The sequence below is a fragment of the Lacisediminihabitans sp. genome, assembly GCF_036404185.1.
Lineage (GTDB): Bacteria > Actinomycetota > Actinomycetes > Actinomycetales > Microbacteriaceae > Lacisediminihabitans.
The window spans coordinates 1-12,946 of the sequence record NZ_DASWPB010000225.1 but is presented as its reverse complement, the minus strand read 5'-3'; the positions used below and the strand labels follow the sequence as shown (position 1 = coordinate 12,946).

Sequence of the window (12,946 nt, the reverse complement as noted above, 5' to 3'; positions counted from 1 at the left end):
CCCCAGCCCGCCTCGTCGAGCAGCAGGCTGAGGAGATGGGCGACGCCGGATGCCGCGGCATCCTGCTCCCACTCCTCGACCTTGAAACTCTGTCGATGGACGGCGACGATGGCGATGAGCAGGGGCGCGCGAAGCGGCTTGGCCGCGAGTTTCGCGCCGCCGTCGGCATCGAGGCCGGCCGCCTCGACGAAGGCGGAGCCGAGTCTGGCCCGTGCCTCGCCCCTGAGCTCGATGAGCCGCCAGGGGCGAAGCGAACCGTGATCGGCGACCGTCGCCGCCGCCTCGACCAGAGGCAGCAGCTGGTCGTGGGCGGGTGCCTCGGACGTCACCCTCGGATGCGAGCGGCGGCGCCCGGCGGCATCCAGCAGCGGCGTCGGGGTCAGTTGGCTTCCTTGAAGTCGAGTGACAGCGAGTTCATGCAGTAGCGGTCGCCGGTCGGCGTCTGGTAGGCGTCATCGAAGAGGTGGCCGAGGTGCGAACCGCAGTTCGCGCAGAGCACCTCCGTGCGCGTCATACCGAGGCTGGTGTCGGTGTGCAGCACCACGGCGTCCGGGTTCACGGACTCGTAGAAGCTCGGCCATCCAGAGCCGGAGTCGAACTTGGTGCCGCTGGTGAACAGCTCCGCGCCGCAGGCGCCGCAGGTGTAGATGCCGGCACGCTTCTCGTCCAGCAGGGCGCCGGACCAGGGGCGTTCCGTCGCGGCCTCGCGCAGGATCGAATAGCGGGTGGGGTCGAGCTCTTCACGCCATTCGGCGTCGGTCTTGGCGACCTTGAAGTTGGTGGAGTCGGCGGATGCGCTCACGGGGTTCTTCCTTTCCGGAATACTTCGAACACCCCATTAAACTCGGCACCATGCCCGAATGTTCCGTGGTCCGCAAATCGTGGGGCGAACTCACAACGGACGAGCTGTACTCGATCCTCAAACTCCGCACCGACATCTTCTTCGTCGAGCAGCGGATCGACGAGGAGGAACTGGACAACCGCGACCAGGAACCGTCCACCGAGCACCTGTGGATCGAGGACGAAGCGGGATGCGTCGCCTACCTGCGGATCCTCGTCGATCGGACGGCGAGCTTCCGCGACGCGAGACGCCTCATCGGCCGGGTCGTTGTCCGGGAAGACCGGCGGGGCGAGGGGCTCGCGCAGGAGCTCATGCGACGCGCCATCAACAGCTACGGCGGCGAGCCGCTGCTCCTGCACGCCCAGCAGTACATCGCGCCGCTCTATACGAAGTTCGGCTTCGAGGCCTTCGGCGAGCCGTATCTGGAGGCGAGCATCCCGCATCTGACCATGTACCGCCCCGCAGGCATCCCGCTCGGCGACCCGGTCGCCGGATGAGAGACACCGCCCAGTGGTACCGCGACTTCGCGGAGGGCGAGGCGAGGGGCCGCTCGGCCCTCTACGAGGAGTGGGCGCTCGGGGTCGCGGATGACGCCGGGCTGCGGGAGCTCATCGACGGACTGCCGTTGCAGAAGCGCCAGCCCAACCTCGTGTTCGCCGTCGCGCGACTGCTCGGCGCGCCCGAGGTCGGTTATCCCCGGTTCCGGAGCTGGGTCATCGGCGCCTGGCCGCGTATCGTCGCCGAGCTGCCGGTGCGGATGACCCAGACCAACGAACCCCGTCGCTGCGCCTCCCTGCTTCCGGCACTCTCGCTCATCCCCGGTCCGCTGGCCCTCCTGGAGGTCGGCGCGAGCGCTGGCCTCTGCCTGTATCCCGACCGCTACAGCTACTCCTACGACGGGATCCGGGTCGATCCCGCCGATGGACCGAGCGCCGTCCTGCTCGAGTCCGAGACCAACGGTGGGGTGCCGATTCCCCGGACGCTGCCCGAGGTCGTCTGGCGGTGCGGCATCGACCTCTATCCGCTCGACGTCCGGGACGAGAGCGACATGCTCTGGCTCGAGACGCTGCTCTGGCCGGAGCAGCAGACGCGCCGCGAGCGCCTTCGGGCGGCCGTGGACATCGCCAGGGAGGAGCCCCCGACGATGCTGCGCGGCGACGCAAGGGATGCGCTCGCCGAGGCGGTCACGCAGGCGCCGGGTGACGCCAGGCTCGTCATCGTCTCCAGTGGCGTGCTCGTGTACCTCGTGGCCGAGCAGCGCCAGCGGTTCGCCGAGATGGTCCGCGGCCTGGACGCGGACTGGGTCTCCCTCGAGGGTCGCGCCGGCCTGCCGGTCGTCGAGGCGGCGCTGCCGGACGACGGGCTCGCCCACGAGGATCGCGGTCGTTTCGTGCTGGCTCTCAACGAGCATCCGCTGGCCTACACCGGGCCGCACGGGCAGCGACTGGACTGGTTCTAGGGGGCCTTCCGGGACGCCGGCGCTGGGGCCGTCCGGTCCGCCGAGTTCGCGCCAAGCCGTGGTCGTGCCGCCGTCTCCCAGCGGCCCAGCCCTAGGATTGCCCTGTTCAGACGACACAATCGACGGGAGAACAGTGGCTGCCAGGGCCGAGAGCGGCGACGAACCCTCGCCGTCGACCCCACCCGAGCTCCCCGCCCGCGACCGGAGCATCCTCGCCTTCGAACGCCAGTGGTGGAAGCACGCCGGCGCCAAGGAGGAGGCGATCCGCGCGGAATTCGGTTTTTCCGTCGCCCGGTACTATCAGTTGCTGAATGCCGCGGTGGATACCCCGGCGGCACTCGCCTTCGACCCGATGCTCGTCAAACGACTGCAGCGTCTGCGGGATGCCCGCACCGAAGCGCGGTCCGCCCGCCGCCTCGGCATCCAGGACCACACGACGGACCATCAGTAAGCGACCGGAAGAGTAATGGCGACCTACCCCAAAGACCGCTTCGACAGCGTGCCAGACGATCTGCTGCGGACCGGAGCCCACCGCGGCCCCCGGCGGAAGGGACACGGCTGGATCACCTTCGCCTGGGCGGCGCTCGCGACCGTCGTCCTCGTCGCGGTCGGCCTCTTCGGTCTCTCCGTCCTCTCCGGCAGGCTCAACATCGATCTGCCGTTCCGTCCGATCGCCTCCGACACCGCGACGCCCTCCGCCTCCTCCACTCCGACGGCCACCCCGAAGCTCGACGCCTCCCTGCCGATCACCATCCTCAACGGCACGACCACCAAGGGCCTGGCCACCGCCGTCGGCGACAACCTGGTGAAGCAGGGCTGGAACGGCGCATCGACGGACCTCGGCGCGCGGGCGGATGCGTCCACCCACGACATCACGAAGACGCTCGTCTACTACAGCGATCCGGCCAACGAGGGTGCGGCCCGTGCGCTCGTCCTCTCGCTCAAGGTCGGCGACATCAGGCTGTCGGACGTGTACACGACCTCGCCGCTCACGGTCGTGCTGGGCACCGACTACGTCCTTCCCGCCGGCTAGACCCTCCACTCGCCGCCGTTTCCCGGGCTGCCGCCCTGCCTGTGGCGGGAGAAACTCTCTCGCGGCGGGAGGCGAGTCGCCCTCCGCGACGCCATTTCTCCGCCGGGGGATGCGGTATCTCCCGCCGCGACGCTTTTTGCCGGCCGCGGGCCGTGTCACCCGCCGCGGTGGCGGGAGGGATGCCGCCCTGCAGCTGAGCGTCGGTCCCGTTCGGCCCGGTTGTGTTACGCCGATGTTTCAATTTCCGGTCAATCGTCGAAAATGACCGTTCTCGTCGCCGCAACCCCATTCCGATCCGGCGATTTCGTCATTATTATCTGGGATTGGTCGCCCCATCAGGTTCGCTTTGCCCGCAGCGCGCGGTGTCGGAGTCGGTCCGGATGAACCCGCCAGTCGGGTCCGTGACTCGGTGCTTCGCAACATCGCACGTACCGCACAGAAACACAGCAAGGGGAGTTAATCAATGGCGAATGGAACCGTCAAATGGTTCAACGCTGAAAAGGGTTACGGCTTCATCACCGTTGAGGGTGGGGGACAGGACGTGTTCGTCCACTACTCCGCCATCGACATGGGTGGATACAAGGTCCTCGAAGAGGGCCAGCAGGTGACCTTCGAGGTGGGAACCGGAAACAAGGGCCCGCAGGCAGAATCGGTTCGCCTGGTCCAGTAGGGCCACGAACAGAGGTCCACTGACGCCGTCCGTTCCCGCGGGCGGCGTCAGTCGTTTTCGTGCCGAAGGGGACGGCGCAGCTCACTTGCACTCTCAAGGTCAGAGTGCCAGAATCGTTTAGCACTCTTGTATAAGGAGTGCCAATAGCTGTTGCTTTTACACCGTCCCGGAAGGACGAAAGACACACATGGCAAAGATCATTGCTTTCAACGAAGAGGCCCGTCGCGGCCTCGAGCGCGGCCTGAACATCCTGGCCGACGCCGTCAAGGTGACGCTTGGCCCCCGCGGCCGTAACGTCGTACTCGAGAAGAAGTGGGGCGCCCCCACCATCACGAACGATGGTGTGTCGATCGCCAAGGAGATCGAGCTGGACGACCCGTACGAGAAGATCGGCGCAGAGCTGGTCAAAGAGGTCGCCAAGAAGACGGATGACGTCGCCGGCGACGGAACGACCACCTCGGTCGTCCTGGCCCAGGCCCTCGTCCGCGAAGGGCTGCGCAACGTCGCGGCTGGCGCCGACCCGATCAGCCTGAAGCGCGGCATCGACAAGGCCGTCTCGGCTGTCATCGCCGCCCTCATCTCGGGCGCCAAGGACATCGAGACCAAGGAAGAGATCGCGGCCACCGCATCCATCTCCGCCGGCGACGCCGAGATCGGCGCGCTGATCGCCGAGGCGATCGACAAGGTCGGCAAGGAGGGTGTTGTCACCGTCGAGGAGTCGAATACCTTCGGCACCGAGCTCGAGCTCACCGAGGGCATGCGCTTCGACAAGGGCTACCTGTCCGCGTACTTCGTCACCGACGCCGAGCGCCAGGAAGCGGTCTTCGAGGACCCGTACATCCTGATCGTCAACTCGAAGGTCTCCAACATCAAGGACCTGCTTCCCGTCGTCGACAAGGTGATCCAGTCCGGCAAGCAGCTGCTCATCATCGCCGAGGACGTTGACGGCGAGGCCCTGGCCACCCTGGTGGTCAACAAGATCCGCGGCATCTTCAAGTCGGTCGCCGTCAAGGCCCCCGGCTTCGGCGACCGCCGCAAGGCCCAGCTGCAGGACATCGCGATCCTCACCGGTGGACAGGTCATCTCCGAGGAGGTCGGTCTCAAGCTCGAGAACGCCACCCTCGACCTGCTCGGCCGCGCTCGCAAGGTCGTCGTCACCAAGGACGAGACCACGATCATCGAGGGTTCCGGCGACGCCGACGCCATCGCCGGTCGGGTCAAGCAGATCCGCGCCGAGATCGAGAACACCGACTCCGACTACGACCGTGAGAAGCTCCAGGAGCGCCTCGCGAAGCTCGCCGGTGGAGTCGCCGTCATCAAGGCCGGAGCCGCGACCGAGGTCGAGCTCAAGGAGCGCAAGCACCGCATCGAGGACGCCGTTCGCAACGCGAAGGCCGCCGTCGAAGAGGGCATCGTCGCCGGTGGTGGCGTGGCCCTGATCCAGGCCGGTGCCATCGCCTTCGCCAGCGACGCCCTGACCGGCCTCGTCGGTGACGAGGCGACCGGCGCGAACATCGTCAAGGTCGCCGTCGACGCCCCGCTCAAGCAGATCGCGCTCAACGCCGGTCTCGAGTCGGGTGTTGTCGCCGAGAAGGTGCGCAACCTGCCGAACGGTCACGGCCTCAACGCCGCGACCGGTGAGTACGTCGACATGCTCGCCGCCGGAATCAACGACCCGGTGAAGGTCACCCGCTCCGCGCTGCTCAACGCCGCGTCGATCGCCGGGCTGTTCCTCACCACCGAGGTCGTCGTCGCCGACAAGCCCGAGAAGGTTCCGGCCCCGGCCGGCGACCCGACCGGTGGAATGGACTTCTAAGTCCGTTCGTCTCTTCACGAAAAGGAGGGCGGTCCCGACAGGGGCCGCCCTCCTTTGTCGTCTGCCCGGCTTTGTCGTCCGCCCCTCCGCGGCCAGGCTCAGCCGAACAGCCGCGCGTTCGAGAGCTCCGTCTCCGCGTAGTGCTGGCCCGCCTGGCCGAGAGCGTGGCTGATCGCCGTCAGATTCTCCTCGACCCGCTGCTGGGTGGCTCGCCACTCGGCGATGAGCGACTGGAAGGCACTCGCCGCCTGGCCGGACCAGGCGCCCTGCAGACCGTCCAACTGTCCGTGCAGCGCTCCGACCTCGGACTGTACGCGGCCGATGGTGGATCGCACGGCGGCCGTGGCGCCGAGGACCGCTTCGCTGTCGACCTGATAACGCATGGGTCACCCTCTCTTCCTGCCCGGCAGGGGGCCGCGGCGAGGTTCACGGTAGACCGCGGAGCGGGAGAAGAGCGGGGCCCTACTGCTTTTCTGGGGTCGGCAGGGCCGTGTACCCCTCGGGGAGGAGAGGAAGGATGACCCGGAAGGTCGCGCCGCCGCCCGGAGTCTCGAGTACCTCGATCTTGCCCTTGTGCGACTGGATGATCCCGTAGACGATCGCGAGTCCCAGGCCGCTTCCCCCGGTCTCCCTCGTGCGCGAGGTGTCGGCACGCCAGAACCGCTGGAAGATCTTGTCCCTGATCTGCGGGGGGATGCCCTCTCCGTGGTCGACGACGTCGAGCATCCCGACCCGGCGCGCGGCATCGACCCGAACGACCAGTTCGATCGGGCTGTCGTCGTCGGTGAACCGCATGGCGTTGCCCATGAGGTTGGTGACCACCTGGCGGATCTTGTTCTCCTCGGCGAGCACGATCGCCGGGGTCGCCGGCGCGGGCTGGACCGGTTCGATCACCGGCGGCTGGATGCCCGCCCGGCGGGACGGACGACGTCGCAGCCGCGCGAGCTGGGCTCCGGCGAAGGCGATCGCCCCGGTCGGATTGGTCGTCGTGGTCGGGGTCGTCGCCAGGGGGGGCAGCTCGCGGGACTCCGTGCCGGGGTCGGGCGGCCGGGGCGAGACATCCACGACCTCGACCGTGACGTCGCGGTCGGGGGCGGAGGCCATCGCGTCGAGGGCGGCGTCGCGGGCGATCGGTACGAGGTCGACCGGTCCGAGATGGAGCGGCTTCGCCTCGTCGATCCTGGCCAGCTCGAGCAGGTCCTGCACGAGCTCGCCCATCCGGATCGCCTCCTTCTCGATGCGCTCCATCGCCTGGGCGACCTCTTCCGGCCGCTGGAGCGCACCCATCCGGTACAGCTCGGCGTAGCCGCGCACCGAGACGAGCGGTGTGCGCAGCTCGTGGCTGGCGTCGCCGACGAACCGGCGCATCTGCTCGATCGTCCTGGCGCGGTCGGCGAAGGCGCGGTCGATGCGGTTGAGCATGGTGTTGAGCGAGCGGTTGAGGCGGCCGACCTCGGTGTTCGGCGTGGCGCCGGGCAGCCGCTGGCTGAAGTCGCCCTCGGCGATCGCGGCCGCGGTCGCCTCCACCTCGCGCAACGGGGTGAAGGTCGAGGTCACCAGCAGGCGGGTGAGCGCCGCCCCGAGCACGATGACGGAGAGACCGAAGCCGAGGAAGATCAGCAGGAAGCGGGAGATGATCGCGTCGTTCTCGTTGAGGCTGAGCCCGACGACGATGGTGTACAGCTGGGCGGAGTCGGTGGCCCCTCCCGGGATGGCCAGCACCCGCCACTGACTCTCGTGCGAGCCGTCCCAGACGGTGAACGGCACACCCGCGACGTTCACCGTGCGGCTCAGCGGCATGCTCGGGATGACCGGCCTGGTGCTGTCGGAGCCGCGGTTGCTGCAGAGGAAGCCGCCGTCGGCATCCTGGACCTCGAAGAAGTAGTCGCCCTGACCCGCGCTCTGCTCGCAGTTGGCGCCGCCGGTCGGGGTGACCTCGACGTTCTTCGCGACCGTCTCGATCTTCTTGTCGAGGTCGTCCTGCAGGTAGTTGCGCAGCACCGTCATCGTGCCGACGCCGGCGACGAGCAGCCCGAGGGTCACCAGAAGGACCGTGACGCCGGTGATCTTGCTGCGCAGCGACACGCGCTCCCACCAGGTCGTCACGTGATCTTGCATAAGGTATCCAAGATTACGGTGCGAAACTGGTCGGGTGCTGCGGCGGTCAGGCCCGAGCGGCCTTCAGCATGTATCCGAATCCGCGCTTGGTCTGGATGATGGGCTCCTGCGAGAACTGGTCGAGCTTGCGGCGCAGGTAGGAGATGTAGCTCTCCACGATGCCCGCGTCGCCGTTGAAGTCGTACTCCCAGACGTGGTCGAGGATCTGCGCCTTGGACAGCACCCGGTTCGGGTTGAGCATGAGGTAGCGCAGCAGCTTGAACTCGGTCGGGCTGAGCTCGATCTGCTCCGAGCCGATCGTCACCTCGTGGGTGTCCTGGTCCATGGTGAGCTCGCCGGCGCGGATGATCGCGTCCTCCTCGTCCTGCATCGTGCGGCGCAGGATGGCCTTGATGCGGGCCACGATCTCGTCGAGGCTGAACGGCTTGGTCACGTAGTCGTCGCCGCCGACCGTGAGGCCGGTGATCTTGTCCTCGGTGTCGTCCTTCGCGGTGAGGAAGAGGATGGGCGAGGTGTACCCAGAGGACCGCAGCCGCTTGGTCACGCCGAAGCCGTTCATGTCCGGCAGCATGACGTCGAGGATGATCAGGTCGGGTTCCTCTTCGAGGACCGCGGAAATGGCCTGCGCGCCGTTTCCCACCGCTCGCACCGCAAAACCGGCGAACCGAAGACTGGTCGTCAACAGGTCGCGGATATTGGGTTCGTCGTCAACAATAAGGATCTTCGGACCGTCGCTCATGGCACCCAGTATCTGCGCGTTAGCTGGATGCCTTCTGGGAGTCGTGGCGACGTCCGTCGGCATGACCTGACCGCCGGCTGCACGCGTGGTGTGCGCCCGTGGTGGTCTCGTGCTCCGGGCGCCCAGCGGCATCCCTGACCCGCGGATCGCCCCTGCCCCCGTGCATAACTCCTGCAATTTTTGATGGAGACCTGCGCATGGCCCGGAAACAGGCGGCATGAGGAGTGGTCCGCCAAGAATTGCAGGAGTTATGCACGGCGGGCGGCGGCGAAGGACCGGGAAAGTCTGGTCCGTGACCCGGTATCGGGGCGAGAATCGTACTCGATCCCTCGAGACTGGAGTGCTGTCATGTCATCGGACACCAAGATCGTCATCCTCGGGGCCGCGCTCGCCGGCGCATCCGCCGCGGAGACGCTGCGCTCGGAGGGGTTCGATGGCGAGATCCGCCTCGTCGGGGCGGAGCCGCACCGGCCGTACATCCGGCCGCCGCTGTCCAAGGAGTACCTCAGCGGCAAGGAGGGCATCGACTCCGCCTCCGTGCATCCGGAGGGCTGGTATCGGGACCACGACGTCGACCTGATGACGAGCATCGCCGCGGTCGGTATCGACCGGGCGGACAGGACCGTGACGCTCGCCGACGGCAGGGCCTTCGCCTACGACCGCCTGCTGCTCGCGACCGGCTCGTCGCCGCGGAGGCTGTCCGTTCCCGGCGCCGGCCTCGACGGCGTCCACCACCTGCGCACGATGGACGACTCCGAGGCGCTGCGGGCCGCCCTGAAGGACGGCGGCAGGCGGGTCGCGGTCATCGGGTCGGGATGGATCGGGATGGAGGTCGCGGCCACGGCGAGGACACTCGGCAACGAGGTGACGGTGCTCGAGCACGGGACGATCCCGCTCGCGAAGGCGCTCGGGGCGGAGCTCGGCGCGATGTTCGCCGAGCTCCACGAGGAGAACGGCGTGGTGCTGCGCACCTCGGTCGAGGTGGAGGGCATCACCGGTGAGGGCGGCCGGACATCCGGTGTCCTGCTGCGGGGTGGGGACATCGTCCCGGCCGATGTCGTGGTCGCCGGCCTCGGTGCGACGCCGAACGTCGACCTCGCGGTCGCTGCGGGCCTGGAGGTGGAGGACGGGATCCTGGTGGATGCCGCGCTGCGGACGAGCGACGAGCGCATCTTCGCGGCCGGTGACGTCGCCAACGCCTTCCATCCGGTGGTCGGGCGGCGGCTGCGCAGCGAGCACTGGGCGAACGCGCTGAACGGCGGGCAGGCGGCGGCCAGGTCGATGCTCGGCCAGGAGGTCTCCTTCGACTACATCCCGTACTTCTATACCGACCAGTTCGATCTCGGGATGGAGTACTCCGGCTATCCGCCGCTCGCCGACGGCGCGAGGGTCGTCTACCGCGGCGACCGCGCCGGGCGCGAGTTCGTCGCCTTCTGGCTGGCGGACGGGCGCGTCGTCGCCGGCATGAACGTCAACGTCTGGGACGTGAACGAGGAGGTGCAGGCGCTCATCCGCCGCGGCACGCCGGTGGACGTGGCGCGGCTCACCGACGAGTCCGTGCCGTTCGGCGAGGTCTGAGGCATCCGCTCGCGCGACCCGGCCGGCCTACGCAGCGAGCGAGTCGCTGTCGAGGATGGTGTAGCTGTAGCCCTGCTCGGCGAGGAAGCGCTGACGGTTCTGGGCGAAGTCCTGGTCGACGGTGTCGCGGGCGACGAGGGTGTAGAAGTTGGCAGGCAGCCCGGACTCCTTCGGCCGGAGCAGACGGCCGAGCCGCTGCGCCTCCTCCTGGCGCGAGCCGAACGAGCCGGAGACCTGGATGGCCACCGTCGCCTCGGGAAGGTCGACAGAGAAGTTGGCGACCTTCGAGACGACGAGCACCTTGGTGATCCCCTCGCGGAACTCCTGGTACAGCCGTTCCCGTTCCTCGATGGAGGTGGAGCCGGTGAGCTTGGGGGCGTCGAGCGCCTCCGCGAGCATGTCGATCTGGTCGAGGTACTGCCCGATGACGAGGATGCGTTCGCCCTCATGCTTCTTCACCAGCTCGCGGACCACGGAGAGCTTGGCCGGTGCCGTCGCGGCGAGGCGGTAGCGTTCGTCGTCAGCGGATGCCGCGTACTCGAGTCGCTCCTGCTGCGGTAGGTCGATCCGCACCTCGAAGCAGGAGGCGGGGGAGATGAAACCCTGGGCCTCGATCTCCTTCCAGGGGGCGTCGAACCGCTTCGGCCCGATGAGGCTGAAGACGTCGCCCTCCCTGCCGTCCTCGCGGACGAGGGTGGCGGTGAGGCCGAGGCGACGGCGCGCCTGCAACTCGGCGGTCAGCTTGAAGACGGGCGCGGGCAGCAGGTGCACCTCGTCGTAGATGATGAGCCCCCAGTCGAGCGCATTGAGCAGGGCGAGGTGGGCGTACTCGCCCTTCCGCTTTGCCGTGAGGATCTGGTAGGTCGCGATCGTGACCGGCCTGACCTCCTTGACCTGCCCGGAGTACTCGCCGATCTCATCCTCGGTCAGGGTGGTGCGCCGCAGCAGCTCGCTGCGCCACTGCCTCGCCGAGACCGTATTGGTGACGAGCACGAGCGTCGTCGTCTTCACCGTCGCCATGGCGCCGGCACCGACGAGGGTCTTGCCCGCGCCGCAGGGGAGCACCACAACGCCAGAGCCGCCGTCGTAGAAGCTCGACACCGCCTGGGTCTGATACTCGCGCAGCGCCCAGTCGCTCTCGTCGAGAGCGATCTCGTGCGGGGTCCCCGGTGTGTAGCCGGCCAGGTCCTCCGCGGGCCAGCCGAGCTTGACAAGCTCCTGCTTGAGCTGTCCGCGGGCCCAGGCCTGCACCTCGTAGTGGTCGATCGCGGGGCCGCGGCCGCGCTGATCGTCCGGCAGGAACAGCAGCGGGGCGATGCGCTTGGCGCGGACGATCTCCGACAGCACCGCGGCATCCGTCGACCGCAGGATGAGCGTGCCGTTCTCGTCGCGCTCGATGACAAGCCGACCGTAGCGGCCGACCGTCTCGGCGATGTCGACGGAGACGCTCTGCGGGATCGGGAACTTGGAGTACTTCTCGAGCGTGGCGAGCATGTTCTCGGCCGTGTGACCGGCGGCCCTGGCGTTCCAGAGGCCGAGCCGCGTGATGCGGTAGGTGTGGATGTGCTCGGGGGCGCGCTCGAGCTCGGCGAACACGGCGAGATCGTGGCGGGCGTCCTCGGCGGCCGGATGCGCGACCTCGAGCAGCACGGTTCTGTCGCTCTGCACGATGAGGGGACCGGGCAGCGAGTTCACCCACCAAGCCTAGGTCACCCGCCTGACCGCTCCGCCGGGATGGGCGCCGTTCAGCTCTGCGCGCAACCCGGTGCGCACCCTAGCGATGGCCTCAGGATGCGTTCCTCGACCGGCCCCGTCCCGCTCCGTCCCGTGTTCTCGGTCCCGCCTCCGCCCCGTGCATAACTCCTGCAGATCGTCGGTTCGGCGTGGGGTCGACCCCGGTTTGGAGGGCGTCGCGGGCCCCGGCGAAGAGAATTGCAGGAGTTATGCACGGCGGAGGCGGGGCAGGGCGGCAGGACCGCGGTGCACGGGGCGGAGGCGCGGCAGGGCGGTACAGCAGAGAGGCGAGGGCCTCAGGATGCCGGGCCGATGCGCGTGATACGCGACAGGGGGAGGGTGCGCTCGATCGCCGACTTCTTGTCGCGGGCACGGACCCTGCCGCCGCCGACGCTCGTCGGCTCCAGCTCGTAGTCGAGCACGGCACCGCCGGGCATCAGCACGCTGACCGTGAGGGCGGCGCGGGCCTTGATCGCGACCTCGAGCTGCCGGATCAGCCAGGCCTGGTCGGTCGCCTCGCCCTGGGCGGCGCTGCCGAGGCGCAGCCGCTCGATGAGCGCCGCGACGGGGTCGGCGCCCCCGGCCGTCGCGGCCTTCGCGGTGCGTTGCCGTCGGAGGGCGACGATCTCGCCCGACTCCGTCTCGGCCGCGACCGGGTAGCGGGCGTCGCTCAGCGTCCAGAACACGACCTCGAGCGGGAAGCGGCTGACCACCCTGGCCGGTTCGACACGACTGAGGCCGAGGGCAGAGAGGTTCTGGTCCACCATGATCGTGCCGAGCAGTTGCTCGTCGTCCGAGCGCAGGTAGCTCTGCGCATCCGGCTCGTCGAGGCTGCCGACGCGCACGAGCCCGTACCGGGCGGATGCCTCGCCGATCAGATAGTCGAGCGGCTGCGGGATGCCGGTCAACGAGATGCCGCGGAGGAACTCGAGCATCGACTCCGCGGTCTCGCCCGCGG

The 12,946-nt window shown here is 68.4% G+C and carries 14 protein-coding genes; 7 read left to right on the top strand and 7 right to left on the bottom strand.

The window, feature by feature from the left end; translation table 11 throughout:
• Positions 1-329: nitroreductase family protein (locus VGC18_RS15760; RefSeq protein WP_331099139.1), on the bottom strand; the 329-nt coding region annotated here is incomplete at its 3' end.
• Between the two features lie 50 nt (positions 330-379).
• Positions 380-802 (bottom strand): peptide-methionine (R)-S-oxide reductase MsrB, encoded by a 423-nt coding sequence (msrB, locus tag VGC18_RS15755; protein WP_331099137.1) that lies wholly within the window; start codon positions 800-802, stop codon positions 380-382.
• Positions 803-852: 50 nt separating this feature from the next.
• Here msrB and VGC18_RS15750 point away from each other — a divergent pair, with 50 nt between their 5' ends.
• From VGC18_RS15750 to groL, 6 genes are all read left to right on the top strand, one after another.
• Positions 853-1,338: a GNAT family N-acetyltransferase gene (locus VGC18_RS15750; protein WP_331099135.1), complete on the top strand. Its 486-nt coding sequence runs from the start codon at positions 853-855 to the stop codon at positions 1,336-1,338.
• Positions 1,335-2,300, top strand: coding sequence for a DUF2332 domain-containing protein (locus tag VGC18_RS15745; protein ID WP_331099133.1), 966 nt, complete (start codon positions 1,335-1,337; stop codon positions 2,298-2,300). Before VGC18_RS15750 ends, VGC18_RS15745 begins: the two co-directional genes overlap by 4 nt.
• Before the next feature lie 133 nt (positions 2,301-2,433).
• Positions 2,434-2,751, top strand: a complete 318-nt coding sequence (locus tag VGC18_RS15740) for a DUF3263 domain-containing protein (protein WP_331099131.1) — start codon at positions 2,434-2,436, stop codon at positions 2,749-2,751.
• 15 nt (positions 2,752-2,766) lie between these two features.
• Positions 2,767-3,333 carry a LytR C-terminal domain-containing protein gene (locus VGC18_RS15735; protein ID WP_331099129.1) on the top strand — a complete coding sequence of 189 codons (567 nt, stop codon included), beginning with the start codon at positions 2,767-2,769 and terminating at the stop codon, positions 3,331-3,333.
• Between the two features lie 463 nt (positions 3,334-3,796).
• The gene (locus VGC18_RS15730) at positions 3,797-4,003 is read left to right on the top strand and encodes a cold-shock protein (protein ID WP_200556448.1); all 207 of its coding nucleotides are present in this window, start codon (positions 3,797-3,799) and stop codon (positions 4,001-4,003) included.
• A 187-nt stretch (positions 4,004-4,190) separates the two neighbouring features.
• Positions 4,191-5,819 carry a chaperonin GroEL gene (gene groL, locus VGC18_RS15725; protein WP_331099125.1) on the top strand — a complete coding sequence of 543 codons (1,629 nt, stop codon included), beginning with the start codon at positions 4,191-4,193 and terminating at the stop codon, positions 5,817-5,819.
• A 98-nt stretch (positions 5,820-5,917) separates the two neighbouring features.
• On the opposite strand, the gene VGC18_RS15720 is transcribed toward groL, so the two are convergent.
• From VGC18_RS15720 to VGC18_RS15710, 3 genes are all read right to left on the bottom strand, one after another.
• Entirely contained in the window at positions 5,918-6,202 is a 285-nt protein-coding gene (locus VGC18_RS15720; RefSeq protein ID WP_331099123.1) for a WXG100 family type VII secretion target, read from the bottom strand.
• Between the two features lie 79 nt (positions 6,203-6,281).
• Positions 6,282-7,937 carry a HAMP domain-containing sensor histidine kinase gene (locus VGC18_RS15715; protein ID WP_331099121.1) on the bottom strand — a complete coding sequence of 552 codons (1,656 nt, stop codon included), beginning with the start codon at positions 7,935-7,937 and terminating at the stop codon, positions 6,282-6,284.
• A gap of 46 nt (positions 7,938-7,983) precedes the next feature.
• Complete coding sequence (locus VGC18_RS15710) at positions 7,984-8,676, bottom strand: response regulator transcription factor (RefSeq protein WP_331099120.1); 693 nt, start codon at positions 8,674-8,676, stop codon at positions 7,984-7,986.
• A gap of 348 nt (positions 8,677-9,024) precedes the next feature.
• Between VGC18_RS15710 and VGC18_RS15705 the strand changes: the two genes are divergently transcribed.
• Positions 9,025-10,254: an NAD(P)/FAD-dependent oxidoreductase gene (locus VGC18_RS15705; protein ID WP_331099118.1), complete on the top strand. Its 1,230-nt coding sequence runs from the start codon at positions 9,025-9,027 to the stop codon at positions 10,252-10,254.
• A 27-nt stretch (positions 10,255-10,281) separates the two neighbouring features.
• On the opposite strand, the gene VGC18_RS15700 is transcribed toward VGC18_RS15705, so the two are convergent.
• On the bottom strand, positions 10,282-11,949 hold the full coding sequence (locus VGC18_RS15700) for a DNA repair helicase XPB (RefSeq protein ID WP_331099116.1): 1,668 nt from the start codon (positions 11,947-11,949) through the stop codon (positions 10,282-10,284).
• Positions 11,950-12,284: 335 nt separating this feature from the next.
• The coding region (locus tag VGC18_RS15695) for a helicase-associated domain-containing protein (RefSeq protein WP_331099114.1) at positions 12,285-12,946 on the bottom strand (662 nt) is incomplete at its 5' end.

Excerpts from the sequence above, each read along its gene's own strand:
- VGC18_RS15715 (WP_331099121.1), bottom strand. The coding sequence starts at position 7,937 with ATGCAAGATCACGTGACGACCTGGTGGGAGCGCGTGTCGCTGCGCAGC.
- VGC18_RS15730 (WP_200556448.1), top strand. The coding sequence starts at position 3,797 with ATGGCGAATGGAACCGTCAAATGGTTCAACGCTGAAAAGGGTTACGGC.
- VGC18_RS15705 (WP_331099118.1), top strand. The coding sequence starts at position 9,025 with ATGTCATCGGACACCAAGATCGTCATCCTCGGGGCCGCGCTCGCCGGC.
- VGC18_RS15750 (WP_331099135.1), top strand. The coding sequence starts at position 853 with ATGCCCGAATGTTCCGTGGTCCGCAAATCGTGGGGCGAACTCACAACG.
- groL (WP_331099125.1), top strand. The coding sequence starts at position 4,191 with ATGGCAAAGATCATTGCTTTCAACGAAGAGGCCCGTCGCGGCCTCGAG.
- VGC18_RS15735 (WP_331099129.1), top strand. The coding sequence starts at position 2,767 with ATGGCGACCTACCCCAAAGACCGCTTCGACAGCGTGCCAGACGATCTG.
- VGC18_RS15745 (WP_331099133.1), top strand. The coding sequence starts at position 1,335 with ATGAGAGACACCGCCCAGTGGTACCGCGACTTCGCGGAGGGCGAGGCG.
- VGC18_RS15720 (WP_331099123.1), bottom strand. The coding sequence starts at position 6,202 with ATGCGTTATCAGGTCGACAGCGAAGCGGTCCTCGGCGCCACGGCCGCC.
- VGC18_RS15710 (WP_331099120.1), bottom strand. The coding sequence starts at position 8,676 with ATGAGCGACGGTCCGAAGATCCTTATTGTTGACGACGAACCCAATATC.